28 protein-coding genes and 1 riboswitch are annotated in these 21425 nt (G+C 60.4%); of the genes, 13 read left to right on the top strand and 15 right to left on the bottom strand.

The genetic code is table 11. The features are described from left to right. On the bottom strand, positions 1–1113 hold the full coding sequence (hisC, locus tag ICI42_RS21765; protein ID WP_188166710.1) for a histidinol-phosphate transaminase: 1113 nt from the start codon (positions 1111–1113) through the stop codon (positions 1–3). A gap of 205 nt (positions 1114–1318) precedes the next feature. On the opposite strand from hisC, the gene ICI42_RS21760 reads away from it, so the two are divergent. Genes ICI42_RS21760 through ICI42_RS21750 form a run of 3 tightly spaced genes read left to right on the top strand, consistent with a single transcriptional unit; the run spans position 1319 to position 3674 of the window. Next, positions 1319–2092: a DUF3108 domain-containing protein gene (locus ICI42_RS21760; RefSeq protein ID WP_188166709.1), complete on the top strand. Its 774-nt coding sequence runs from the start codon at positions 1319–1321 to the stop codon at positions 2090–2092. Between the two features lie 29 nt (positions 2093–2121). After that, positions 2122–3006: an aromatic amino acid exporter YddG gene (gene yddG, locus ICI42_RS21755; protein ID WP_188166708.1), complete on the top strand. Its 885-nt coding sequence runs from the start codon at positions 2122–2124 to the stop codon at positions 3004–3006. After that, positions 3003–3674, top strand: a complete 672-nt coding sequence (locus tag ICI42_RS21750; RefSeq protein WP_188166707.1) for a lysoplasmalogenase — start codon at positions 3003–3005, stop codon at positions 3672–3674. Before yddG ends, ICI42_RS21750 begins: the two co-directional genes overlap by 4 nt. A gap of 37 nt (positions 3675–3711) precedes the next feature. Here ICI42_RS21750 and ICI42_RS21745 read toward each other — a convergent pair whose 3' ends face one another. Both ICI42_RS21745 and gloB read right to left on the bottom strand, forming a co-directional pair. Continuing rightward, complete coding sequence (locus ICI42_RS21745; RefSeq protein WP_188166706.1) at positions 3712–4179, bottom strand: cupin domain-containing protein; 468 nt, start codon at positions 4177–4179, stop codon at positions 3712–3714. Between the two features lie 4 nt (positions 4180–4183). Then, complete coding sequence (gene gloB, locus ICI42_RS21740) at positions 4184–4951, bottom strand: hydroxyacylglutathione hydrolase (RefSeq protein WP_188166705.1); 768 nt, start codon at positions 4949–4951, stop codon at positions 4184–4186. A gap of 115 nt (positions 4952–5066) precedes the next feature. Here gloB and ICI42_RS21735 point away from each other — a divergent pair, with 115 nt between their 5' ends. Next, positions 5067–5819, top strand: coding sequence for a class I SAM-dependent methyltransferase (locus ICI42_RS21735; RefSeq protein WP_188166760.1), 753 nt, complete (start codon positions 5067–5069; stop codon positions 5817–5819). A gap of 99 nt (positions 5820–5918) precedes the next feature. Then, on the top strand, positions 5919–6800 hold the full coding sequence (locus ICI42_RS21730; protein ID WP_188166704.1) for a lipid kinase: 882 nt from the start codon (positions 5919–5921) through the stop codon (positions 6798–6800). A gap of 102 nt (positions 6801–6902) precedes the next feature. Here the strand turns inward: ICI42_RS21730 and metW are convergent, their stop codons facing one another. From metW to ICI42_RS21700, 6 genes are all read right to left on the bottom strand, one after another. Next, a complete protein-coding gene (gene metW, locus ICI42_RS21725) occupies positions 6903–7517 on the bottom strand; it encodes a methionine biosynthesis protein MetW (RefSeq protein WP_188166703.1) in 615 nt (204 codons plus the stop codon). After that, entirely contained in the window at positions 7514–8686 is a 1173-nt protein-coding gene (gene metX, locus ICI42_RS21720) for a homoserine O-acetyltransferase MetX (RefSeq protein ID WP_188166702.1), read from the bottom strand. The genes metW and metX overlap by 4 nt, the downstream gene beginning before the upstream one ends. A gap of 63 nt (positions 8687–8749) precedes the next feature. Then, positions 8750–8827, bottom strand: a riboswitch (SAM riboswitch). Positions 8828–9057: 230 nt separating this feature from the next. Beyond that, entirely contained in the window at positions 9058–9354 is a 297-nt protein-coding gene (locus ICI42_RS21715) for a GNAT family N-acetyltransferase (protein ID WP_188166701.1), read from the bottom strand. Position 9355: 1 nt separating this feature from the next. Then, positions 9356–9976 carry an alpha/beta hydrolase gene (locus ICI42_RS21710; RefSeq protein WP_188166700.1) on the bottom strand — a complete coding sequence of 207 codons (621 nt, stop codon included), beginning with the start codon at positions 9974–9976 and terminating at the stop codon, positions 9356–9358. Between the two features lie 10 nt (positions 9977–9986). After that, positions 9987–10919, bottom strand: a complete 933-nt coding sequence (locus ICI42_RS21705; protein WP_188166699.1) for a VOC family protein — start codon at positions 10917–10919, stop codon at positions 9987–9989. 229 nt (positions 10920–11148) lie between these two features. After that, positions 11149–12111, bottom strand: coding sequence for a PRC-barrel domain-containing protein (locus tag ICI42_RS21700; RefSeq protein WP_188166698.1), 963 nt, complete (start codon positions 12109–12111; stop codon positions 11149–11151). A 269-nt stretch (positions 12112–12380) separates the two neighbouring features. On the opposite strand from ICI42_RS21700, the gene ICI42_RS21695 reads away from it, so the two are divergent. Further along, positions 12381–13295, top strand: coding sequence for a diacylglycerol/lipid kinase family protein (locus ICI42_RS21695; protein ID WP_188166697.1), 915 nt, complete (start codon positions 12381–12383; stop codon positions 13293–13295). A 29-nt stretch (positions 13296–13324) separates the two neighbouring features. Here the strand turns inward: ICI42_RS21695 and ICI42_RS21690 are convergent, their stop codons facing one another. Further along, complete coding sequence (locus ICI42_RS21690; RefSeq protein WP_188166696.1) at positions 13325–13504, bottom strand: hypothetical protein; 180 nt, start codon at positions 13502–13504, stop codon at positions 13325–13327. A gap of 115 nt (positions 13505–13619) precedes the next feature. Here ICI42_RS21690 and ICI42_RS21685 point away from each other — a divergent pair, with 115 nt between their 5' ends. After that, on the top strand, positions 13620–15158 hold the full coding sequence (locus tag ICI42_RS21685; protein ID WP_188166695.1) for a sensor histidine kinase: 1539 nt from the start codon (positions 13620–13622) through the stop codon (positions 15156–15158). Between the two features lie 44 nt (positions 15159–15202). On the opposite strand, the gene ICI42_RS21680 is transcribed toward ICI42_RS21685, so the two are convergent. The 3 genes from ICI42_RS21680 to ICI42_RS21670 all read right to left on the bottom strand — a co-directional run bounded on the left by ICI42_RS21680 (position 15203) and on the right by ICI42_RS21670 (position 16912). Then, entirely contained in the window at positions 15203–15658 is a 456-nt protein-coding gene (locus tag ICI42_RS21680; RefSeq protein ID WP_188166694.1) for a hypothetical protein, read from the bottom strand. A 32-nt stretch (positions 15659–15690) separates the two neighbouring features. After that, positions 15691–16014, bottom strand: coding sequence for a DUF883 family protein (locus tag ICI42_RS21675; protein WP_188166693.1), 324 nt, complete (start codon positions 16012–16014; stop codon positions 15691–15693). A gap of 136 nt (positions 16015–16150) precedes the next feature. Further along, positions 16151–16912, bottom strand: coding sequence for a Crp/Fnr family transcriptional regulator (locus ICI42_RS21670; protein WP_188166692.1), 762 nt, complete (start codon positions 16910–16912; stop codon positions 16151–16153). Positions 16913–17077: 165 nt separating this feature from the next. On the opposite strand from ICI42_RS21670, the gene ICI42_RS21665 reads away from it, so the two are divergent. Beyond that, complete coding sequence (locus ICI42_RS21665) at positions 17078–17440, top strand: response regulator (protein WP_188166691.1); 363 nt, start codon at positions 17078–17080, stop codon at positions 17438–17440. On the opposite strand, the gene ICI42_RS21660 is transcribed toward ICI42_RS21665, so the two are convergent. Next, positions 17426–17974: a sigma-70 family RNA polymerase sigma factor gene (locus ICI42_RS21660; protein ID WP_188166690.1), complete on the bottom strand. Its 549-nt coding sequence runs from the start codon at positions 17972–17974 to the stop codon at positions 17426–17428. The two genes, ICI42_RS21665 and ICI42_RS21660, sit on opposite strands and share 15 nt — an antisense overlap. A gap of 4 nt (positions 17975–17978) precedes the next feature. Beyond that, positions 17979–18173, bottom strand: coding sequence for a NepR family anti-sigma factor (locus ICI42_RS21655; protein WP_188166759.1), 195 nt, complete (start codon positions 18171–18173; stop codon positions 17979–17981). 200 nt (positions 18174–18373) lie between these two features. Here ICI42_RS21655 and ICI42_RS21650 point away from each other — a divergent pair, with 200 nt between their 5' ends. The 5 genes from ICI42_RS21650 to ICI42_RS21630 all read left to right on the top strand — a co-directional run bounded on the left by ICI42_RS21650 (position 18374) and on the right by ICI42_RS21630 (position 21298). Further along, on the top strand, positions 18374–19168 hold the full coding sequence (locus ICI42_RS21650) for a response regulator (protein WP_188166689.1): 795 nt from the start codon (positions 18374–18376) through the stop codon (positions 19166–19168). An 83-nt stretch (positions 19169–19251) separates the two neighbouring features. Beyond that, positions 19252–19416 (top strand): DUF1328 domain-containing protein, encoded by a 165-nt coding sequence (locus ICI42_RS21645; protein ID WP_121583648.1) that lies wholly within the window; start codon positions 19252–19254, stop codon positions 19414–19416. Positions 19417–19614: 198 nt separating this feature from the next. Continuing rightward, positions 19615–20541: a sensor histidine kinase gene (locus ICI42_RS21640; protein ID WP_330999221.1), complete on the top strand. Its 927-nt coding sequence runs from the start codon at positions 19615–19617 to the stop codon at positions 20539–20541. A 121-nt stretch (positions 20542–20662) separates the two neighbouring features. Then, entirely contained in the window at positions 20663–20983 is a 321-nt protein-coding gene (locus ICI42_RS21635; RefSeq protein WP_188166688.1) for a hypothetical protein, read from the top strand. Between the two features lie 63 nt (positions 20984–21046). Further along, the gene (locus ICI42_RS21630) at positions 21047–21298 is read left to right on the top strand and encodes a lipoprotein (RefSeq protein WP_188166687.1); all 252 of its coding nucleotides are present in this window, start codon (positions 21047–21049) and stop codon (positions 21296–21298) included. Positions 21299–21425 lie beyond the last annotated feature (127 nt).

The raw sequence follows: 21425 nt of genomic DNA, 5'->3' as shown, positions 1-21425 counted from the left end.
CTAACTTTTCAAGAACTCGGTGAGAGCGTCGACGACGCCGCGATTGGCTTCTTCGGTTCCGACCGTCATCCGCAGCGCGTTGGGAAAACCGTAGCCGGCAACGCGCCGCAGAATATAGCCGCGCGCCGACAGATAATCGTCCGCCCGTGCCGCCGAGTGCTTTTCCGCTTCTGGAAAGTGAATGAGAACAAAATTGCCGACGCTGGGCGTCACGCGCAGACCGAGCTCGGTCAGCTGCTGCGTCAGCCAGTCCAGCCAATGCGCATTGTGCTCGACCGTGCGCTCGACATGGGCACGATCGTTCATCGCCGCGATACCGGCTTCGATGGCAACCGCGTTGACGTTGAACGGACCGCGCATGCGCTCCAGAACCTCGACGATGTGGGTGGGCGCATAGACCCAGCCGATGCGCGCGCCGCCCAGGCCATGGATTTTGGAGAAGGTGCGCGTCATCACCACGTTCTGGTTGGCGGCGACCAGTTCGACGCCAGCCTCATAGTCGTTGCGCCGGACATATTCCGCATAGGCCGCGTCCACCACCAGAAGCACATGCGCCGGCAAGGCGGCATGCAGGCGGCGCACCTCGATGAACGGCAAATAGGTGCCCGTGGGATTGTTGGGGTTGGCGAGGAAAACGATCTTCGTCTTGTCCGTCACCGCAGCGAGGATGGCGTCGACATCGGCGCGCTCATCCGTCTCCTTGGCAACCACCGGCGTGGCACCTGCCGCCTGGATGTAGATCTTGTACACCATGAAGCCGTGCTCGGTGTAGATCGCCTCGTCACCGGGGCCGAGATAGCTCTGCGAGATCAGCCCGAGCAACTCGTCCGACCCGTTCGAGCACACGATGTTTGCGGCGTTCAGGCCGTGTATATGGGCAATCGCCTCGCGCAGTCGGGTGGCCGCGCCGTCGGGATAGAATTCGAGTTTTTCCGCAACGGCCTTCACCGCAGCCGTAGCCTTTGGTGACGCGCCGAGCGGATTTTCGTTGGACGACAGCTTATGGATCTTATCGACGCCTGCCGGCGCCGAGCTTTTGCCGGGCACATAGGCAGCGATATCCATGATGCCGGCGCGCGGCTTGGGGCGGTTGTTGTCGACGATCTCGGTCATGGCTGAAAACCCGTGGCACGCCTCCCACTCTGGAGACGCAAGCGGCATACAGCCGACATAAGCCCTTGTCGAGAAAAACCGAGATGCAAGCGCGGCATCGGCGCTCCATGCGGTTGCCGGACTTCACACTATAGCCCTATTCCGTCCCAATAAGCAGGGTGAAGGACATCTGCGCCGGTGCGATGCCGGCTTTCGGGAAGACATCATGATCCGTACGCATCTCGCCTTGGCCGCGCTGATCCTGGGCTCAGCCCCCGCATTGGCCGCGCCGAGCTTCATCGGCGACTATTCCGTCTCGTTTCTCGGCCTGCCGATCGCCAGCGCCAGCTTCAAGAGCAGTTATGAGGGCGAGGTCTATACGATCAACGGATCGGTTTCGAGCAGCGGACTGGCCCGCCTGTTCGATGACACCACCGGCACGCTGGCGGCGCGCGGCCGCTTCGGTCCAGAACATCCGATGCCGGACTCGTTCCGCGCCAACTACACCTACGGCAGCAAGGCGTCCTCCATCGACGTCCGCTTCCGCGACGGCAATGTGGTCAGCACCAAGGTGACGCCTGCGCCCAAGGGCCGTGGCGGCGACTGGGTCAAGCTCGGCAAGGCCGACCTGCGCATGGTGGTCGACCCCATTGCCGCAACCGTCATTCGCGCCGAAAACCTCGACGACGTCTGCCGCCGCACAGTGAAGATGTATGACGGCGAACTGCGGGCCAACCTCACGCTGTCGCAAGTGTCCAAAGAGCGGATGTCGGTAACCGGGTTCGACGGGGAAACCGTCACCTGCCGGATGAGCTTCGACCCGGTCGCAGGCTATCGCAAGGGACGCAAGGCGCTCGAGTATCTGAAGAACCGCGCACAGATCAACGTGACGTTTGCACCGCTGGGAGAAACCGGCGTATATGCCCCCATCTACGCAACCGTCGGCACCCAGATCGGCACGATCACCATCAAGGCCCGGCGGTTCGAAGCTACCAACTAAGGGGCGCCAAGCCCCGTTGAGGGGATGTTATGGCGCGCGCCACGCTGATCGGGTTCACCGCAGTTGCGATGTGGGCGCTGCTGGCGCTGTTCACCGATGCGTCGGGCTCGGTGCCGCCTTTCCTGCTGTCGGCGATAACATTCGCCATTGGCACCGGCGTCGGACTTGTCGCCCGGCTTTTCATGCCGGCTGCCGAGACGCCGGTGAAAATCCCGCCGCAGGTCTGGTTGATCGGCATAGGCGGCCTGTTCGGCTACCACTTCTTCTACTTCACGGCGTTGCGCAACGCGCCAGCCGTCGACGCCAGCCTGATCGCCTATCTGTGGCCGCTGTTCATTGTACTCGGTTCAGCGCTGATGCCCGGCGAGAAGCTGCGCTGGAACCATATCGTCGGCGCGCTGCTCGGGCTTGGCGGCACCGCCCTCATCGTCACCAAGGGCGCCGGGCTGTCGTTCGATCCGCGCTACGGCTTCGGCTATGCCATGGCGTTTGCCTGCGCATTCCTGTGGTCGGGCTATTCGCTGCTGTCCCGCCGCTTTCCGTCCGTGCCGACCAGCATCGTGACATGGTTCTGCGCCGCGACCGCTGTTCTGTCGCTGCTCTGTCATCTGGCGCTCGAAGAGACCGCTCTGCCACAGACGGCCGGCCAATGGTTGGCAGTGGTCGGGTTGGGTCTGATGCCGGTAGGCGCGGCGTTCTATGCCTGGGACATCGGCGTGAAGCGCGGCAACATCCAGGTTCTGGGTGCTGCGAGCTACGCCGCCCCGCTGCTGTCGACGCTGGTGCTGATAGTGGCCGGTTTCGCGGAACCCTCGCTGCGCGTCCTGGCGGCATGCCTGCTGATCACCGGCGGCGCGGTGCTGGCTGCCAAGAGCATGATCTTCAAGCGCGAACGCGAGACAGCAAACGCATGATGCCGTTTCCCGGCGGCATCGAATCGCACTCCAACGGCACGCTGGCGCTGTCGGTTGTCGCCGCGCTCTATTACCTCTATCTGCTCGACCGTCCCGCCTCCTGGCGGCGCACGGCGGTGAAGACGGCGGCAGTCGGCCTGCTCGCGGTTCTGGTCTTCCTGGAGCATGGTCCTTGGCTGCTTACACTGGCGCTGATAGCCTGTGCTGCGGGCGATGCGCTGTTGTCGCGCGATGGCCCGCGTGCGTTTCTCGGCGGGCTCGGCGCGTTTCTCATCGGGCACCTTTTGTATGCCGGGCTGTTTTTCACAGCCGGGAGCCCAAATCTCCTGATGTCCGAACCCTGGCGGCTGCTTGTGGCTGGGATAGCGGCGGTCTTCGCCGGCTTTATGGTGCTGAAACTGCGGCCCGCACTTGATGCCTCGATGCGGCTTCCGGTCACCGCTTATATCGCAGCCATCCTGGCGATGGCGGTTTCGGCGCTCACCGTCGGCGGCATCTGGATAGCGGCGGGTGCCGTCCTGTTCATGGCATCGGATGCAATATTGGCCACCGAACGCTTTCTGCTGTCTCCGATGTCTTCGGCGGCACGGATCATGCAGCCTGCTGTGTGGATTTTGTATTATCTCGCCCAGACGGCCATCGTTCTGGGCGCTGTTTACGCAGGCTAGCCGGCTGCCTTTCGGCTAGCCTGGCCGCCAAGTTCGGCTAGCCCGGCTGCCGCGCTTCCGGCTGGCCCGGCTGCCGCGCTTCCGGCTGGCCCGGCCTCCACCCTTCCGGCGCCATTTCGAAGCTGTCGAATAGGAAGCCGGGCGCCACTGTGCAGCCAACCAGTGTCCATTCTCCAAGAGTTCGCGCCGTCTGCCACCAGTTTGCCGGCACGACCGCTTGCGGGCGCTGGCCGGCGAGCAGGCCGGTGCCGAGAATGCGGGTTTCCACAGGGCTGCCGTCCGCGCACAGCATCAGTTCGAGCGGCGCGCCGGCATGATAGTGCCAAACCTCGGCGGCATCCCGCACTCGATGCCAAGCCGAAACGTCGCCGGCCTCCAGCAGGAAGTAAATGGCTGTCGAGTGGCCGCGCCCGCCAGATTCGACATCGCGAAACGTCTCGACATACCAGCCGCCCTCGGGGTGGCGCTGCATCATGAGAGCCTGGATGATGTCCGCTGCCTGCATCTGATCAGAAATTGTCCTTGCGCTTGCGGATTTCGGCGAAAACCTCGACGTCCGTTGCGCCTTCCATACCAAGATGCTTGCGGATCGCCGGGTCGGCCCAACGCAGGAATGGATTGGTCTCAAGCTCCTCGCCGATGGTAGTGGGAAGCGTCAGCCTGTTTTCGGCCCGCAGCGCCTCGATCCGCGCGGCTCGCTCCCTCAACTGCACGTTGTCCGGATCGACGGTCAGAGCGAAACGCGCATTGGCGAGTGTGTATTCGTGGCCGCAATAGACCGTGGTGTCGGCAGGCAGTGCGGCGAGCTTCTGCAGCGATTCAAACATCACCGGCGGCGCGCATTCGAGCAAGCGACCGCAGCCGAGCGCAAACAACGTGTCTGCCGTAAACGCTACTTTGGATTGCGGCAGATGATAGGACACATGGCCCGCAGTATGGCCGGGCGTGAAGATCACGTCGATTTCTTCGTCGCCGAAGGGGATGATAGAACCTTGCTCGACCGTGTCGTCGATACCGGGGATACGGTCGCGTTCCGCCTCTGGGCCGACGATGCGCAGCTTGAAACGCTTCTTCAGCGCCAGATTGGCCTCGACGTGATCGGCATGGTGGTGAGTGGTCAGGATCATCGTCGGCGTCCAGCCAGTGCGGGCGATGGCGGCCAGGATCGGCGCCTCTTCCGGCGCGTCGATGATTGCCGTCTCTCCGCTTGTGGCGTCGTGCATCAGCACGCCGAAATTGTCGCTCCGGCACAGGAATTGTTCGATACGGACGGTCATGGCTGTCTTCCTCTTCAAGGCACGCGAAGATAGGGCGGCAACGGCATCCTGTCATCCCTTGTCTGCCGCGACGGCATTTGTTGAACTTGCCTCGCACTCTCTCTATTTTCGGCCCATGAATTCCGACATTGTCGATCTTCGCTCGTTTTACGATTCCCCGCTCGGACGGCTGGCCGCGCAGTCCATTACCATGGCGCTGTCGTCGCTTTGGGCCGACGTACCGAATGAAAGGTTGGTCGGCCTGGGCTACACCCTGCCGTGGCTTGAGCGGTTCGGCACCGATGCCGAGCGCGTCTTCGCCTTCATGCCGGCGACGCAGGGCGCGGTCGTCTGGCCCGCCAACGGCCCGTCGACCACCGCGCTCGTCTTCGACGAGGAACTGCCGCTCGGCGACTCGTCCGTCGACCGCATGCTGCTTGTCCATTCGCTCGAACATGCTGAAAATCCGCGCGAATCGCTCAAGGAAATCTGGCGCGTGCTGTCGCCGGCGGGCCGCGTCGTCATCGTCGTGCCAAACCGGCGCGGGGTGTGGGCGCGCTTCGAACATACGCCCTTCGGCACCGGACGGCCGTTTTCGCGCACGCAGCTGACGGAGTTGCTGCACGACGCCAACTTCACTCCGGCCGGATGGGGCGAAGCACTGCTCTATCCGCCGTCGCGCCGCCAATGGTTGCAGCGTTCGCACGGCATGCTGGAGCGCGCCGGTCGCCAATTCTGGCCGATCTTCTCCGGCGTCATTCTGGTCTCGGCCGAAAAACGCCTGTATCAGGGCATTCCGGTCGCCCGCAGGGCCTCGCGGCGCGTCTTTGTTCCGGTGCTGTCGCCGCAAGGTGCCGCGGGGCGCATCCTCGAAAAAGATCGCAGCTGAAAAGTCCACCTGCCCCTTATTTTCCAAAGTTCTATTCCTAGATACCCAGCACCCCGCGCCTCCCAAGCACGGCACCGAACCGCTGGAGACACTGACCGCGTGGCCACGACACCACCGAAAACGGCGCTGCTTTTGCGTAATCCCCGCGCGCGTAACGGCAAGGCGGCCATCGAGCCTGTACTCGACATGCTGCGCCAGGCCGGCCTGGATTTGCTGGAGCCCGAACGCAGCGCAAGTGACAGCGCCTCCGACCTGATCTCGCGTTACGCTGATCAATGCGATCTCGTCATCACCGGAGGCGGAGACGGCACGCTCAACAATGCCGCGTCGGGGCTCTGCTATACGGGCCTGCCGCTGGGTGTGCTGCCGCTCGGCACCGCCAACGATTTTGCCCGCACCATGGGTATTCCGCTCGACCCGATGGAAGCCGCGAAACTGATCGTGAAAGGCAGGACCAAGCATGTCGATCTCGGCGAGGTGAATGGCCATCTGTTCTTCAATGTCGCCAGCATCGGCTTTTCCGCCGAACTCGCCGGCGAACTGACCGAGCACGCCAAGAAACGCTGGGGTACGCTGGGCTACGGCATCGTTGCCGCCCGCCTGTTGATACGCTCTCGGCTGTTCTCCGCCTTCGTCGACCATGACGGCGTGACCGAGAAAATCCGCGCCTTGCAGGTCTCGGTCGGCAATGGGCGCCACTATGGCGGCGGCATGACGGTTGAGGAGACCGCGACTGCCGATGACGGCTATCTCGACTTCTACAGCCTCGAAGTCGACCACTGGTGGCGGCTTCTGCGCCTCTTGCCCAGTCTGCGCAATGGCACGCAAGGGCGTTGGGACGACGTGCGCGCCTTCCGCACCACGGAAGTGACCATCCGCACCACCAGGCCGCGTCCGATCAACACCGATGGCGAATTGGCGACCTATACGCCGGCGCATTTCCGCATCCGGCCGAAGTCGGTGGTGGTTTACGCGCCGTAGTCGATTTCGAGGGTGGGCAACAAGCTTAAGCGCCGCAGAATACCCCTCCCCTTTTGTAGGGGAGGGGTAAGGGGTGGGGTAAAGTGACAAGGACAGTTCGTCTCACCGCTTCAGCAGAAACACCGCCTGCTGGCCGAAGAAGTTCCAGAACCACCACGGCATGGAGAAGCGGATTTTCTTGCCATTGACGTCCAGCGCGGTCGCCCGCTCGACCTTGGCGCCGATCTCGTCGCATAGGCTGACGAAGTCGCGGATGGTACAGAAATGGATGTTGGGCGTGTCGTACCAGGAATAGGGCAGATCCTTGGTCACCGGCATGCGGCCGTTGAAGAACAGCGAAAAACGCACTTTCCAGTGCCCGAAATTCGGGAAAGAGACGATGGCGCGGTCGCCGATGCGCAAGAGTTCTTCCAGGACGCGGCGCGGATTGCGCGTCGCTTGCAGCGTTTGCGACAGGACGACGAAATCGAACCCCTTGTCGGGATAGAAGACCAGGTCGGTATCGGCATCGCCCTGGATAACCGACAGCCCCCGCGCCACGCACTCGTTGACGCCGCGCTGGGAGATTTCCACGCCGCGTCCATCGACCTGACGGGTTTCCTGCAACAGTTGCAGAAGTTCCCCTTCGCCGCAGCCGACATCGAGGACTTTTACCCGCGGCGGGATGATTTCACTGACGACTTCGAGGTCGACACGCTGTGCGACATTGACGGTCATAGCTCTTCCAATCCCCTGGCGCGCGCAGCCGAACGCAGGAAGCCGTTGATGGCGGCGAACAGTTCGGGCTCGTCGAGCAGGAATGCGTCATGCCCCCGATCCGTCTCGATCTCGACGAAAGACACAGACGCGCCAGCGGCATTGAGCGCGTGGACCACCGCACGGCTCTCCTCGGTTGGAAACAGCCAGTCGGAGGTGAAAGACACCAGGCAGAACCGCGTGCTGGTGCCGACGAAGGCATTGGCCAGGAGCCCGCCATGGTCGGCGGCGAGGTCGAAATAGTCCATCGCCCGCGTCAAGTAGAGATAGGAATTGGCGTCGAAGCGGTCGACGAAGGTCATGCCTTGGTGACGCAGATAGCTTTCAATCTGGAAATCGGCATCGAAACCGAAGGTCAGCGCGTCCCGATCCTGCAGGTTGCGGCCAAATTTGCGGTGCAAGGCCGCCTCCGACAGATAGGTGATGTGGGCGGCCATGCGCGCGACGGCGAGGCCCTTTTCAGGCCGCTTGCCGGTCTCGAAATATGTGCCGCCATGCCAGTCCGGATCGGCCATCACCGCTTGGCGACCGACCTCATTGAAGGCGATGTTCTGGGCGGAATGCCGCGCGCCGGCGGCAATCGGCAGCGCGGAAAAGACACGCTCGGGATAGCTCGCCGCCCATTCCAGGACCTGCATGCCGCCCATCGAGCCGCCGAGCACGCAGAACAGCCGGTCGATGCCGAAGTGATCGACCAGCATCGCCTGCGCTCGCACCATGTCCTTGATGGTGATGACCGGCAGATCGAGCCCGTAGGGCTTATCGGTGGCGGGGTTGATCGAGGCTGGCCCTGTAGAGCCAAGGCAGCCGCCGATGACATTGGAGCAGATGACGAAGAAGCGATCGGTATCGATGATCTTGCCGGGGCCGATAAGCACATCCCACCAGCCGGGCTTGCCGGTGACGGGATTGTCGTTGGCGACATGCTGGTCGCCGGTCAGCGCATGGCAGACGAGAATGGCGTTCGAGCGCGCTTCATTCAGAGTGCCATAGGTCTGATAGGCGATCTGGAAGGGCGACAGCATGACGCCGGCGGCCAGCGCCAACGGTTTGTCGGCGCCGAACTTGAGCACCTTGCTGGTCGGGTTCTCGACCTCGTTACGACTTTTCAATGCGCGCGCTGCGGCCATCTCGTCACCTCGAGGCCGGCTTTCTGACAACAAAAAACCGGCACTGCATTCGCAAAGCCGGTGACATGTCCTGCCACGGTCCTTTAGCGAATTGTTTAACGTGGCTGCAAGCCGACCGGCCAAATCACCACGGGATTGGTTTTCTCATACCTCTCCCCCGCACGCAGGTCAACGTCTCAGCATATGCGTGCAATGAGGCTGGGATACCCGAAACGGCATTTCCCGCGAAACGACGGATCATGTACGTCGTATAAGAAGTAACACGGTTGGCGACCCGTTCGCGGTCTCACCACGGTCGTGACCCTGCTCGCCTACAGGCAATCGCCGGCGCGGGCGCTATCCTCGTGAGCACCCGCGCCGGTTAAAACCAATCAGCGCTTGATCAGATCGGCCCACTCCGGATGACGCCGGAATTGGGCAGCAGCGAAGGGGCAGAGCGGGATGATCGTCTTGCCAGCGGCGCGGGCATCCTCCACCGCGCGGGTGACGAGCTTAAGGCCTGCCCCCTGTCCGCGGAACGCATCCGGCACACCGGTGTGGTCGATGATGATCTGGTCCGTCCCGAGCTTGCTGAACGTCATCTCGGCAACCGCCCCGTCGGCGCCTTTGAGGAAATAGCGCCCCTTGGTTTCGGTTTCCTCAAGTTCGATCGGTGTTGACGTGTCCATATCAGGCTCCTTGATTGGTCTGGGCAAAGAAAGTCTTCGCCGCTTCGATCTCGGCCGGCCGGACTTCGTGTCCGCCCTCATGCCATTCCAGTGTGACATCCGCCCCAAGCGCCTGCAAATGCGCTTCGAGCCGCGAGGTCAGGTCGGGTGGGCAGATTGGATCGCGACGCCCTGCGGTGATCAGAACCCTCCTGCCTTCAAGATTGCCCGCCACCTTCGGCTCGAACGGGATCAGCGGGTGCATCAGCCCTGCGGCATCGAACACATCAGGCGCGGCGAACACCACCGAAGCCAGGATGTTCGCGCCGTTGGAGTAGCCGATGCCGAGAATTTTGGAAGGCTTCGTCGCCTCGACATGAGCGCGGATGAAACCTGCCATCTTCGCCGTTGCGCGGGCTAGGTCGTCCATATCGTAAACCCCCTCGCCGGTACGGCGGAAGAAGCGGGCGGCCCCGAATTCGGACACGTCGCCGCGCGGTGCGATGACAGTTGCTTCCTGCACCAGCTCGCGGGCAAAGGCCAGGAGCTGGTTTTCATCGCCGCCCGTGCCGTGAAAAGCGAAGACCAGAGGTCCGCCCGGCGCACCGGGCAGAACCTTGTATGTGTAAGCTTCGGTCGTCATAGCTGTCTCCTCAATCGCCTAGGGGCTGGAGATGCCTTTCCAGCTGGCCGCGAAGGTGCTCGTGCTGCGTCGGCAGCTTCAGCGCCTCGCCAAGATGGGCAGTGTCCTCGTCACGATCGAAGCCGGGTTCGTTGGTGGCGACTTCGAACAACACGCCGCCCGGCGTCCGGAAGTAGATTGCCCAGAAATAGTCGCGATCGATCACCGGCGTGACCTGATAGCCCGTATCCATCAGCGCCTTGCGCACTTCGAGCTGCTCGGCGCGGTTTTCGACCGCAAACGCGATGTGATGGACCGAACCGGCCCCCAGCCCCGCGAAGGGCGCTCCGGGAACGGTCTCGATGTCGATGACATCGGCGCCGTTGCCGCCTTTCACAGCCAGCCGTTTGGTGTTGCCGGAGGTGTCGACCTCCTCATAGCCCATGAACTTCAAAAGCTCTTCGGTGGCGCCGCCATCCTTCAGCCGAAGCGAAGCGGAATGGAAACCGCGGATCGCCTCATCGGCCGGGACGCCGCCCTTGACCCAAGGCGCGCGCTCGTCGCCCTTGCCTTCCAACACGGCGAACCCTTCGCCGTCGGGACCCGTGAAAGCCAGCCGCGACTCACCGAATTTTTCCTGGCGCTCGATATTCTTCACGCCCTGATCGGCTAGATGCTTCTGCCAGTATCCTAGAGAGCCTTCGGGCACCGAAAACACCGTGGTTCCAACTTCGCCCACCCCATGCCGACCTTTGCCGATATTGGGGAATGGAAAATAGGTCATCACCGACCCCGGCGTGCCGAACTCGTCGGCGTAATAGAGATGATAAACATCCGGAGCGTCGAAATTCACAGTCTTCTTTACACGGCGCAGGCCGAGCTTATGCGTGAAAAACGCGTTGTTTTCCGCAGCATTCGCGGCCATGGACGTTACGTGGTGAAGTCCCTTGATTTGGTCGAGCATTGTTTTGCCCTTTCTGCCGCCATGCGGCCCTTCGTGATGGCCGGAATATGGCGACAAAGACCTGGGCGGCAAAGACGGCGTTCACAGAATGGTCCGTGCTGAAATAGTGAACAATAGTAGAATGATTGTTCAATGTAACATCGAACTCATCACGGGTATCTGAGGTGATACCTAGACAGAAAAAGGCCCGCGACGAGCGCGGGCCTTTTCAGAAAAACCAGTCAAATAATTACTGTACGTTCAGAAGCTGCTGGTCGCGGTTCTGAGCAAACGTGCCTTCATCATATTCCGGTGCAGCTTCAAGCTGTTCCTTCGTGAAGGTCGTGTACAGATACTTGTTGTTGTCGTTGTCGACCATGAAAGCGAGCTTTTCGCCGCCAATGGCCACTTCCTTCTCACCCATGCCGAGGAAACCGCCGACATTGACGATATAGGCATCGACCTTGCCATCCGCCGTCAGAATCACGTCGCCGATTTCGCCGACATTGGCGTCATTCGCACCATAGACGGTGGTTCCAACAAGTTCTTCCGCGCCCATGTCGCCAGCTGGCATTTCCTTCAGCGTCGAACGATCGATGGCTGCGGTGGAGGTGCCGTCGGTTGTTGCAGCCGGAGCGCCTGCTGCAGGAGCCTCAGCAGACTGATCAGCCGGTGCGGGCGTCATTGGGGCGGCAGGTGCCGGTGCGGGAGCCTGTGCAGTCTGGTCGGTTGTCGCCGCCGGCGCGGCCGGGTCGGTTGCAGCGCTCTGAGCAGGCATCGGATCGAACGGCGTCTTGTCGAAGTCAGCCAGCTCGGTCAGCTGCTCCTTGGTTGCAGCAATCACCAACCACCGGTCGCCATTGCGTTCGGCCCAGTCAAACTCGCCATAAGGCAGAGCCACATTCTTGGCGCCGATGCCAAGGAAGCCGCCGACGCTCACGACCACGGCTTCCGCCGCACCATCCGCCGTCATGACGATATCGCTCACGGTACCAATCTTTTCGGCATCGTCGGCGGTGCCATTGTAGACGTCTTCGCCCACGATGTTGCTGGCGAGATGACCGTCAGTCGAAACCTCGGCGGCAACAGGTGCGCCTTCCGTCACGGGAGCAGCTGGAGCCGCAGCCGGTGCCGGCGTGGTCGTATCCTGAGCATAAGCGGCGGTGGCGAGCAGGGTCGCGACGGCCGTAGTAGCCAAAAGATTGCGGATCATGATATTGTCTCCTTGTGCGTGATCTCAAAATCTCGTGCGTGCTGCGCTCCGGTCGCTCTTTTGCAGGAAGGCCGGGCGCAGCTTTTCACGGTAGCACAACGTCGCGATACGTATGTGGTTCCGCTACATCCCCTCAAATGCCACTTTTTCCGCTTGGTCTCGAGAGCTTCCAAGTTTTCCCTAAGCTGAGGAACAAACACTTCTTTTCGCCGTTTCGGACTTGATGAAGCATGAAGCCCGGAGAGGGCCGCTGTTGGAATTGAGGGACAATGAAATTCGCAGCCGTACTCAACCGCGACGGCGGAACCCTGCGCACCACCGATCTCGATGATTTCTCGGCGCGAATTCATGCTGCGTTGGAAGAAGCCGGACATTCAGTTTCGATCGAAATTGTGTCTGGCAGCGAAATAGCCGACGCGATCGACAAGGCTGCGGCGAAGCGTGTCGATGTAGTGATGGTCGGCGGCGGGGACGGCACCGTATCGACGGCGGCGGCAAAGCTTAAGGGAAAAAAGAAGGCACTCGCCATTTTGCCGGCCGGCACCATGAACCTGTTCGCTCGAAGTCTGCAGATCCCCCAGACGCTGGATGGCGCGGTCAAGGCATTCGCCACAGGTGAGATCCGCGCTGTCGATGTTGCGACGGCCAATGGCATTCCGTTCGTGCACCAGTTTTCAGTGGGCATGCATGCCAAGCTGGTTCATCTGAGGGAACAGAAAAACTTCGCCTCCCGCCTCGGCAAAATTCGCGCCTCGCTCCATGCGGCATGGGAAACCATTCACAATCCTACCGCGCTCGACGTGAAACTGTCGATTGGCGAGGCTGAGATCCTAACCAAGGCGACGAGCATCGGCGTCACCAACAATCTGTTCGGTGAAGGCCACCTTCCCTATACGGACCAGCCTGACGGCGGAACACTCGGTGTCTACATCACCATAGCGCAGCAAAAAGGCGAGTTGGTTCGTCTGTTGACGAAGATGGCGCGCGGCAAATGGCGCGACAACGACCAGATCGAAATTCACGAAGCGCAAAGCGTGCGGCTCGAAGTCAGGTCGTCGAAGCGCTACAAACGTGTTATCGATGGGGAACTGTCGGAACTCGAAAAGGTGACGGATTTCAAGATTCATCCTGGTGCGTTGAACGTCCTGGTGCCGCAACGCGTTGAAGCGAAGAAGGCGGCATGATTGACGCCGCCTCCATAGAACTCGGATCGTTAAGGCGCTGGTTGGGTCGTAGAGTTCTGGCCCTGCGCAGCGTTGTCGATCATGTCGCCGTACATTTCAACGCCGAACCAGACAGCTGCGGCAAGGACGAGACCTACGATCAGAATCATAAGCACATGCGTACCTTTCCTGCCCTGTTTGGCCTTTTCCTCGGAAACAATTTTGGTCATCTGAACGCTCCTGACGGGTTCGTTGGCTTCACGAGGCTAACGGCAGGCCACCCTCATAGTTCCAGCCCTTTCGCACCTGCGTTCTCCGCGCCGCATGGGAAATGGTTTGGTGGCCATGGTTGACCAGAAAGAGACAGGCGCGCTTCCCGAACGCGTCGTGGAAGCAGTCAACGATCCTCGGCGCCTGTCGGTGCTTCAAGGATTGGAAGCGTCGGAAACTGTCGGGGACGCAGATTTCGATCGAATCGCCAAACTTGCTTCGACGATCATGGATGCACCCGTTGCGCTGGTCAGCCTGGTCGATATCGACCGCCAATGGTTCCGCTCGGCCGTCGGGCTGACCGAGCATGAAACGCCGATAGACCAGTCCTTCTGTGCCCACGCGATTGCTGGGGATGGCACGCCCATGGTCGTTCTCGACGCCAGCGCAGACCCGCGCTTTGCACAAAACCCCCTCGTGACCGGCGAACATCATCTGCGGTTCTACGCCGGGGTGCCCATGCGGGTGGCGGATGTCGCCATCGGCACGCTGTGTGTGATCGACCGGCAACCCCGGGCAGAACCGCCGCCCGCCCGTATGGAGCAGTTACGGGCCTTGGCGGAGCTGGCCGCGAGCCTGTTCTCGCTCAAGGCAGGCACGCGCGCCGGCGAAAAAGCGCAAGTCGCGCTGGTGCGCGAAGAACGGCGTCGGGCGATTGCCATCGAAGCCGCGTCCCTTGCAAGCTGGGTCTGGGATGCCCGCAGCGGCGTGGTGGAATGCGACGAGCTTCTACCCGAATTGCTGGGGCTGCCAACGACCACGCGGATGCGCGCACGAGATGTTTTCACCGCCATAGACCGCCGGGACCTTGGCAAGACCGGGACGATGTTCCGCGACACTCTGGCCGACAGCGACGAATATTTCGGCGAATATCGGGTGCGCGGCACCGAGCCGTCCCGCTGGCTGGCGACGCGCGGCCGCGTGGTGGAGCGTGACTCCGACGGCAGGGCAATCCTTGTCTTCGGCGTGAATTATGACATCACCGAAGCCCGGGCCGCGAATGAGCGGCAGAGATTGTTGCTGCGCGAGCTGAACCATCGGGTCAAGAACACGCTTGCGACCGTCCAGGCGCTGGCGACCCAGACGGTTCGACACGCCCGCAACCCCGGCGATTTCCTCGAAGCGTTCAGCGCCCGCCTGCGTTCGCTGGGCCTGGCGCATGGGCTGCTTTCGGATCACGAGTGGCGCGGCATCAGCATCCGCGAACTGATCCGAACAGAACTCCAGCCTTTTCAGGATGCCGCCCGTCCTCGCATCGCTTTACGCGGCCAGGATGTTCTGCTGTCGCCCGATCAGGCCGTCGGCCTGGCGCTCGTGCTGCACGAGCTTGGCAGCAACGCCGTCAAATATGGCTCGCTGTCAGTGCCACGGGGCTCGGTTCTGTTGGAATGGTCGGTGCGCGGCCGCGAAGACAAGCGCCTGCTGGATATGAGCTGGTCGGAGAGCGGCGGCCCGGCTGTGACGGAGCCAGCACATCACGGCTTTGGCTCGATTTTGATCAAGCGCGGCCTGGCCAAAGTGCTGTCCAGCGAAGTCATCCACGAATTCAGGCCGGAAGGCGTCTATGCCGGCATCTCGATGCCGCTCGCCTCGGCCGAGGAAACGCATCTCTGAGACGAGGTGCGCCAAGCGGGCAGCTTCCTATGGGGATTGAGCGCCTACGGCTTATCAGGCCGTGGAACCGGAGTGCGCTTGCGCGTATTCTCCTGGAACACCTTGAACGCAAGCACTGCCAGCAAGGGACCAGCCAGGGCGCCTAAAGCAGCCCGGTTGCGCAGGAGAAGCGGCACGGCGGCAACCGCGGCCGCGATACCGATTGATCGTGCCTCGGACGAACGCCGTACTTTGGCTTGCCTGACACGGACACCTGCCGAAATCTTGTCGATAAGGATGATGATGCCGGCAAGCACGAGAAAACCGACACCGAAGCCGATGGCGGCTGCGGTGTGGCCGTAATATCGGGCGACCGTGATGAAAGCGGCACCGATCAGAAAACCGGCGCCGCAAGCAACGGCGATGCCAGCAAGCAGATAGGTGATCGCCAATTGACGGACACGACGTAGCGTCTGCGCCGCCTCAGTTGTTGCAAAACCGGCGATCAGGGATGCGAGCATGGACGGTCCACCAATTTAAAATGCGCCAGATTTCAGCGACGGGTCAGCAAGGCGAAGAAAAAGCCGACGCCGGCTGCGATAGCCAGAGACGTAATTGGCTTCTCGTGCACATTTGCGATGACCTGGGCTTCGATGTCTTTAGCGTTGGTCTTCAGCGAGTCCAAGGCTGCTTCGCCCTGTACCTTGAGCTGTTCCGCACCTTGTGCGGCGGCGCGCTTCGCAGCGCCGAAGCCATGCTCGCTTGTGGCTGCAAGATCGGCGGTCAGCCGTTCGACATCCGCTTTCAGCGCAGCGATATCGGCCTCCAATTGAGCGACGTCTCTTTGGGCAGTGCCTGCCCTGGTTGCAGCAGCCATGAATTACTCCTTTGTGTCGACAGAAACCTTCCAACGCCTGAGCCAAGGCAAGGTTCCTTATGAGGATTAAACGGACTCACAGACGATATTTCAATCCCTCCAGCCGCAGACTGTGAAAGAGCTTCGCGTTACGCGATCACATAAGCGGGCGCTTGGTTTCGGGGAGGCCGTGCCAGCCGGAAATGGCTGCAAGTCCCTCGGCGTCCAGGATTTCGCAGCTTCCTTCCCGCCAACGGATCATTCCCCGATCGATCAGTTTGCGAATGGTCTTGTTTGTATGAACAAGCGACAATCCGAGCGTATCAGCGATATGCTGCTGGGTCACCGGGATCTCAACCTGCCGATGCCCATTAAGCTCAACGGATTTGGCGCGGCCGTGGAGGAACGCGATGAGATAGGCCGCGCGCTCCAACGCGTTGCGCCGCCCGACGCTGAGCAGATTCTCATCGAGCATCTGTTCCTCGCGGGCGGCAATCCAGGTGAGATCATAAGCGAGACCGGGATGATTCCGGTAAAGAATAGTGAGGTTCTGGCGTTCGAAAACGCAGAGCAGCATAGAAGACAGCGCTTCAACCGAGTGCTGCATTTCGCCCATCAGGCTGCCTTGAAGACCAACGAGATCGCCCGGTAGAATATAGTTCAGGATTTGTCGGCGTCCGTCAGGCAGCAACTTGTAGCGAAACCCCCAGCCAGACAGTACAGTGTATAAATGTGCGCTGTGGCTTCCTTCGACCAGCACGGCCGAGCCTTTCTCTACCGAAAGCTCACCTTTCTTGAACTTGCTGATGAAGGTGAGTTCCTCGGGCTCGAAGTCTCGAAAAACCTTGAGTGGCCTCAGCGGGCAAGCCTCGCAGGGATACTGGCGGGTTGAAAAAACGCGCGGTGTTGCGCCAGACATCGCCGTTGCTCCAAACACATTGTTTCAAAACGATTTTTAAGTGATCGAGTTCCTACATTTTGCAGAGTAGGTATGTCTTTTTTAAATGACAACATATCGCTTTACGTTCACCTATCGCGACTCGTTTCGTGGAGATTTCCTCAGTTGCAGCAACCGCTTACCGGAATGAAAATTCTCGTTCTAGAAGACGAATTCTTGATCGCGATGGACGTGGAGCAACTGTGTCGCGACCATGGCGCTGAGGATGTGGTTATCATGCAGACCGTCGATCATATGTCGGCCGAACATGCGGCGACATCTTTCGATGCGGCCGTCGTTGACCTGATGCTGAACAATCAATCGACGATCGATTATGCACGCCAGCTTCAAAACGCGGGAATGCCGTTTGTCTTCGCGTCCGGCTACACTGACACGAAAGAAATGCTCTCCGATTTTCCAGATGTAGTCCTGGTGTCGAAGCCCTATGCGGGCTCCGACCTGATCGAAGCTCTCGTCGAAGCCTCGACGCGCCGCCTAAGCGGCGTTTGATCCCATAACCTGGCTGGCGATCGAATCCGGTCCATATTCGGATTCGCCGGAAATCTGCAGGATTTCTTGAAGTCGGTTGCGCGCGCGGCTGACGCGGCTTTTGATCGTGCCGACAGCACATTGGCAGATTTCCGCCGCTTCCTCGTAGGAAAATCCCGAGGCGCCGATCAGAATGATCGCTTCGCGCTGATCTTCTGGAAGCTTTTCGAGAGCGGTGCGGAAGTCCTCTAGGTCGAGTTGGCCCTGCTGGGCAGGGTGCACCGCCAGCCGGCCGGTCATGGCTCCGTCGCTGTCCTGGACCTCCCGGCCACGCTTCCGCATCTGCGAGTAGAACTCGTTGCGGAGGATGGTGAACAGCCAGGCTTTCAGATTTGTGCCGGGTTGAAAGCTCTCATGCTTGTCCCATGCTTTGACGAGTGTCTCCTGCACAAGATCATCAGCCTTGTCGGAGTTCTGCGCCAGCGACATCGCAAATGCACGCAGGCTAGGAATGGCTGCCAGCAGATCGGTCTTGAAGCCCTGCGAAACGGCCATGGCCTCAACCTTTCTTTGCTGCGGCGGGCGTCTGCTCCAACTGCCGCAGAAGATCGGCAAAACGGTCAGGCACCTCTTCCGAAACAAGATCTGCGTAATATTGCTTCAGCTTCAGACCAATCTGTGAATTCGTGCCGAGCGGATCCCCGCCGTCGCTGACATGCGGCGGACGTTTTCCGTCATTTTTCATCGTTGTCATTTCCAAAAAAAGCCCTCTTTCCGTATGCCACGAAAAACCCGTACCGACGCACGGAATGGCTTGCGGCTGCCCGATCTCGGCTTTAACGCAAGGTCCGCGTTTTAGTTCCTTGTGAAGGAACTTTTTCCGCCGCAGCGAGTTTGTTGTGTTCGGCACTATCTATGAAACGATAAAACGTCATCTGAGGGAGACGTCTTGAAATGAGTTTATCCGCAAAAATTGCGCCCCACCTGCCTTTTCTACGCCGCTTCTCGCGTGCCGTATCCGGCTCGCAGGAAAGTGGCGACGCCTTGGTGGCGGCGCTGTTGGAAGCGATCATCGCAGATGTAAGCATTTTCCCGGACTCGTCGTCCGACCGCATCGCGCTCTACAAATTGTACTCCCAGCTCTTTACCTCCGTCTCGATTCGCGTGCCGCCTGAAGCGTCGCAGAATTCGTGGGAGATGAGCGCTGCTTCAAACCTTGCCGCACTCGCACCCCGCCCGCGTCAGGCGTTTCTCCTGGTCGCGGTCGAGGGCTTCGACATTGGTGAAGCATCCGAAATTTTGAACGTCTCCGAAGACCAGTTCAACGACCTCCTGCAGACCGCAAGCAGTGAGATTTCCCGTCAGGTGGCAACCGACATCCTCATCATCGAGGACGAGCCTTTGATCGCCATGGACATAGAGGAAATGGTCGAAAGCCTCGGTCATCGCGTGGTTGGCACCGCGCGTACCCATTCGGAAGCGACAGCAATGTTTGCAAAAGCGCGGCCTAAAATGGTACTCGCCGACATCCAGCTCGCAGATGGAAGCTCGGGCATCGACGCGGTGAACGAGATTCTTTCTACCACCCCTGTCCCGGTCATCTTCATTACCGCCTTCCCTGAGCGGCTTCTGACCGGTGAGCGGCCCGAACCGGCATTTCTTGTAACGAAGCCCTTCAATCCGGAAATGGTTAAGGCCCTCATCAGCCAAGCCTTGTTCTTCGACCGGCAGGCAAAAGCGGCTGCTTGAAGAAATAAAAACGTTTTCCTGCGCACGGATGGAACAAGCCGACACCGGAAACGTTTTTACTTCATAATTTGAAGGAGATGAACATGCTTTACTGGGCTCTTGTATTTCTGGTTGTAGCAATCATCGCCGGCGCACTTGGCTTCGGCGGCATTGCAGGAACATCGGCCGGGATCGCGCAGATATTATTCTTCGTGTTCCTCGCCTTCCTCGTGATCTCTCTTCTTGCCGGTCTGTTTAGGCGGGCATAGCAAGCGGAGAAGGAACGCTGGAAGCCGCCCCCCTCAATCGGTTTCCAGCCAATCCGCCGGGCAGCGCTCTCCAACGCAGCGCAGCCCGGCGGAACTTTTTAAGGCCTGCTAATGCAAGGCGGTGGCGTGTTGCAATTCCTAGACGAAATGCCTGCGCGGTTCGCACCGGCCCTCCTACAAGCATCCCGGAATGCGGGCGTGGCGGTTGCGTATCACGATCTCGCCAATGAGTTGGTCTGGGCGCATAATTTTGAACGCTACACCCGACCTGATGGCTCCTCCGAGATGACCACGTCGCTCGCCTCGCCGCGCATGGTGGAAATGCGGAGTCGCGTCGCGTCTACAGGGAAAGCCGAAGGCTTTGAGATTAGCAGCGCTGACGACGCGGGTTTGCATTGGTTCGATGTCTGGATCGACCCGGATGTGGCGGCCGAAGGACGTATCGAAGGCCTTGTGACTACCCTCGTCGAAACCACAGAACACAAACGCCGCGACCAGACGTTGAAAGCATTGCTGCGTGAGGTAAGCCACCGCTCACGCAACCTGCTTGCCATTGCCCAGAGCATCGCGACGCAGACCGGTAGGTATACAGATACGATCGAGGCGTTTTTAGGCCGCTTCCGCGGCCGCCTCCAGGCTCTGGCAACCTCTCAAGATCTCGTCACCTCCTCGAACTGGCGAGGCGCAGGGTTCCGGGAAACGGTGACAAGTCAGATGGCACGTTACACCCAACGTACGCCGTCAGCGCTCAAAATCTCCGGTGCCGACCCCTATCTCAACCCCAACGCCGCACTTCACGTCGCGCTTGCGATCCATGAACTGACCGTCAACTCGGTCAGTCACGGTGCCCTGAAGACAGCCGGTGGCGAAGTCACCGTGACCGCAAAAATAGCGCCCGACCCCTCCTCCCACGAACCCCAATTGACAATAGTCTGGTGCGAACACCTTCCCCTTGGCCCCTCCGAAGGTGAAATCCGCAGACGTTTTGGAAGCGTCACGCTGGAACGCGCTGTGCCCGCAGCGCTGAATGGAACGGCCCGGTTGGAGATTGGCCCCGGCGAAGTCTGCTATCAGTTGATCGTGCCTGGGAGCAATTTCGAAACCGCCACGACCCCGGCCGATTAAGACATCGGTAACGTTTCGTTGATGAATTTGCCACGATCCCAGCATTTCCAGGCTGTTTTCCGGCTTTTTGAGCCGGAACCGATGACCCCCATCGTCGTTTTCTTAACGAAAGGAAAACGCCATGGAACACATCGCAGCGCTGATGTTGATCGTCTCATGCTCGGGAAGCGTGGACAATTGCCAGGAGCTTCCCTCACCCGTCACAGTCTTCGAAACGATGGAGGAGTGCCGCGAAATTTTACCTCAGGCCTTGAAGGCCTTTGAGGGACAAGGCCAGCTCTATTCCACCTGCGTGACTGTTGACCCTGCGATGGTGGAGGAAGACGCGGTTCTAACGTGGGACATCGGCAAAGATGGTGTGCTTCGCGCTTCCGTCGATGTCGGTGAGATGACCGTGGCCAGCAACACGCGCCGCGAAAATGTCGTGGTTGTACCTCAGTAAAGTCGGCTGCTTCCTTTTTGGGGGCGTGACGGGACGTTTTTTGATCAAGTGAGAGGAAAAACTATGCGTAAGACGATTATTGCACTGGCGGCCGTGGCTGCATTGGCGGGTTGCACCACCACAGAGCGCGATGTGGGAACCGGCGCCGCACTTGGGGCGGGCGTAGGCCTTCTGGCTGGTGGCGACGCGAAAGGTGCGCTGATTGGCGCGGCCGCAGGCGCTGCTGGCGGTCTCCTGGTCAGAAATCTGCGCAACGGCTATTGCGAGTATCGTAATCCTCGGACTGGACGTCTTTATCAGGCTCCATGTCGCTAACAAGCTAAAGCGTGTCGCGTTTGACGTGATTCAGGATTCCCATTTTGGTTGGGGGATGATTCATTGAGGTTCGAAGGAGAACCGCGATGGGCAAGCCGCTACCGATGGCGTTGCGTGAACGTGTTGC

Source organism: Oryzicola mucosus, assembly GCF_014534685.1.
Taxonomy (GTDB): Bacteria; Pseudomonadota; Alphaproteobacteria; order Rhizobiales; family Rhizobiaceae; genus Oryzicola; species Oryzicola mucosus.
The sequence above is the reverse complement of the archived record's forward strand: the minus strand, read 5'-3'. Positions and strand labels throughout refer to the sequence as shown.

What these genes read in the sequence shown, in the direction of transcription:
- hisC (WP_188166710.1), bottom strand. Translation starts at nt 1,113, where the DNA reads ATGACCGAGATCGTCGACAACAACCGCCCCAAGCCGCGCGCCGGCATC.
- ICI42_RS21760 (WP_188166709.1), top strand. Translation starts at nt 1,319, where the DNA reads ATGATCCGTACGCATCTCGCCTTGGCCGCGCTGATCCTGGGCTCAGCC.
- yddG (WP_188166708.1), top strand. Translation starts at nt 2,122, where the DNA reads ATGGCGCGCGCCACGCTGATCGGGTTCACCGCAGTTGCGATGTGGGCG.
- ICI42_RS21750 (WP_188166707.1), top strand. Translation starts at nt 3,003, where the DNA reads ATGATGCCGTTTCCCGGCGGCATCGAATCGCACTCCAACGGCACGCTG.
- ICI42_RS21745 (WP_188166706.1), bottom strand. Translation starts at nt 4,179, where the DNA reads ATGCAGGCAGCGGACATCATCCAGGCTCTCATGATGCAGCGCCACCCC.
- gloB (WP_188166705.1), bottom strand. Translation starts at nt 4,951, where the DNA reads ATGACCGTCCGTATCGAACAATTCCTGTGCCGGAGCGACAATTTCGGC.
- ICI42_RS21735 (WP_188166760.1), top strand. Translation starts at nt 5,067, where the DNA reads ATGAATTCCGACATTGTCGATCTTCGCTCGTTTTACGATTCCCCGCTC.
- metW (WP_188166703.1), bottom strand. Translation starts at nt 7,517, where the DNA reads ATGACCGTCAATGTCGCACAGCGTGTCGACCTCGAAGTCGTCAGTGAA.
- metX (WP_188166702.1), bottom strand. Translation starts at nt 8,686, where the DNA reads ATGGCCGCAGCGCGCGCATTGAAAAGTCGTAACGAGGTCGAGAACCCG.
- ICI42_RS21715 (WP_188166701.1), bottom strand. Translation starts at nt 9,354, where the DNA reads ATGGACACGTCAACACCGATCGAACTTGAGGAAACCGAAACCAAGGGG.
- ICI42_RS21710 (WP_188166700.1), bottom strand. Translation starts at nt 9,976, where the DNA reads ATGACGACCGAAGCTTACACATACAAGGTTCTGCCCGGTGCGCCGGGC.
- ICI42_RS21705 (WP_188166699.1), bottom strand. Translation starts at nt 10,919, where the DNA reads ATGCTCGACCAAATCAAGGGACTTCACCACGTAACGTCCATGGCCGCG.
- ICI42_RS21700 (WP_188166698.1), bottom strand. Translation starts at nt 12,111, where the DNA reads ATGATCCGCAATCTTTTGGCTACTACGGCCGTCGCGACCCTGCTCGCC.
- ICI42_RS21695 (WP_188166697.1), top strand. Translation starts at nt 12,381, where the DNA reads ATGAAATTCGCAGCCGTACTCAACCGCGACGGCGGAACCCTGCGCACC.
- ICI42_RS21690 (WP_188166696.1), bottom strand. Translation starts at nt 13,504, where the DNA reads ATGACCAAAATTGTTTCCGAGGAAAAGGCCAAACAGGGCAGGAAAGGT.
- ICI42_RS21685 (WP_188166695.1), top strand. Translation starts at nt 13,620, where the DNA reads ATGGTTGACCAGAAAGAGACAGGCGCGCTTCCCGAACGCGTCGTGGAA.
- ICI42_RS21680 (WP_188166694.1), bottom strand. Translation starts at nt 15,658, where the DNA reads ATGCTCGCATCCCTGATCGCCGGTTTTGCAACAACTGAGGCGGCGCAG.
- ICI42_RS21675 (WP_188166693.1), bottom strand. Translation starts at nt 16,014, where the DNA reads ATGGCTGCTGCAACCAGGGCAGGCACTGCCCAAAGAGACGTCGCTCAA.
- ICI42_RS21670 (WP_188166692.1), bottom strand. Translation starts at nt 16,912, where the DNA reads ATGTCTGGCGCAACACCGCGCGTTTTTTCAACCCGCCAGTATCCCTGC.
- ICI42_RS21665 (WP_188166691.1), top strand. Translation starts at nt 17,078, where the DNA reads ATGAAAATTCTCGTTCTAGAAGACGAATTCTTGATCGCGATGGACGTG.
- ICI42_RS21660 (WP_188166690.1), bottom strand. Translation starts at nt 17,974, where the DNA reads ATGGCCGTTTCGCAGGGCTTCAAGACCGATCTGCTGGCAGCCATTCCT.
- ICI42_RS21655 (WP_188166759.1), bottom strand. Translation starts at nt 18,173, where the DNA reads ATGACAACGATGAAAAATGACGGAAAACGTCCGCCGCATGTCAGCGAC.
- ICI42_RS21650 (WP_188166689.1), top strand. Translation starts at nt 18,374, where the DNA reads ATGAGTTTATCCGCAAAAATTGCGCCCCACCTGCCTTTTCTACGCCGC.
- ICI42_RS21645 (WP_121583648.1), top strand. Translation starts at nt 19,252, where the DNA reads ATGCTTTACTGGGCTCTTGTATTTCTGGTTGTAGCAATCATCGCCGGC.
- ICI42_RS21635 (WP_188166688.1), top strand. Translation starts at nt 20,663, where the DNA reads ATGGAACACATCGCAGCGCTGATGTTGATCGTCTCATGCTCGGGAAGC.
- ICI42_RS21630 (WP_188166687.1), top strand. Translation starts at nt 21,047, where the DNA reads ATGCGTAAGACGATTATTGCACTGGCGGCCGTGGCTGCATTGGCGGGT.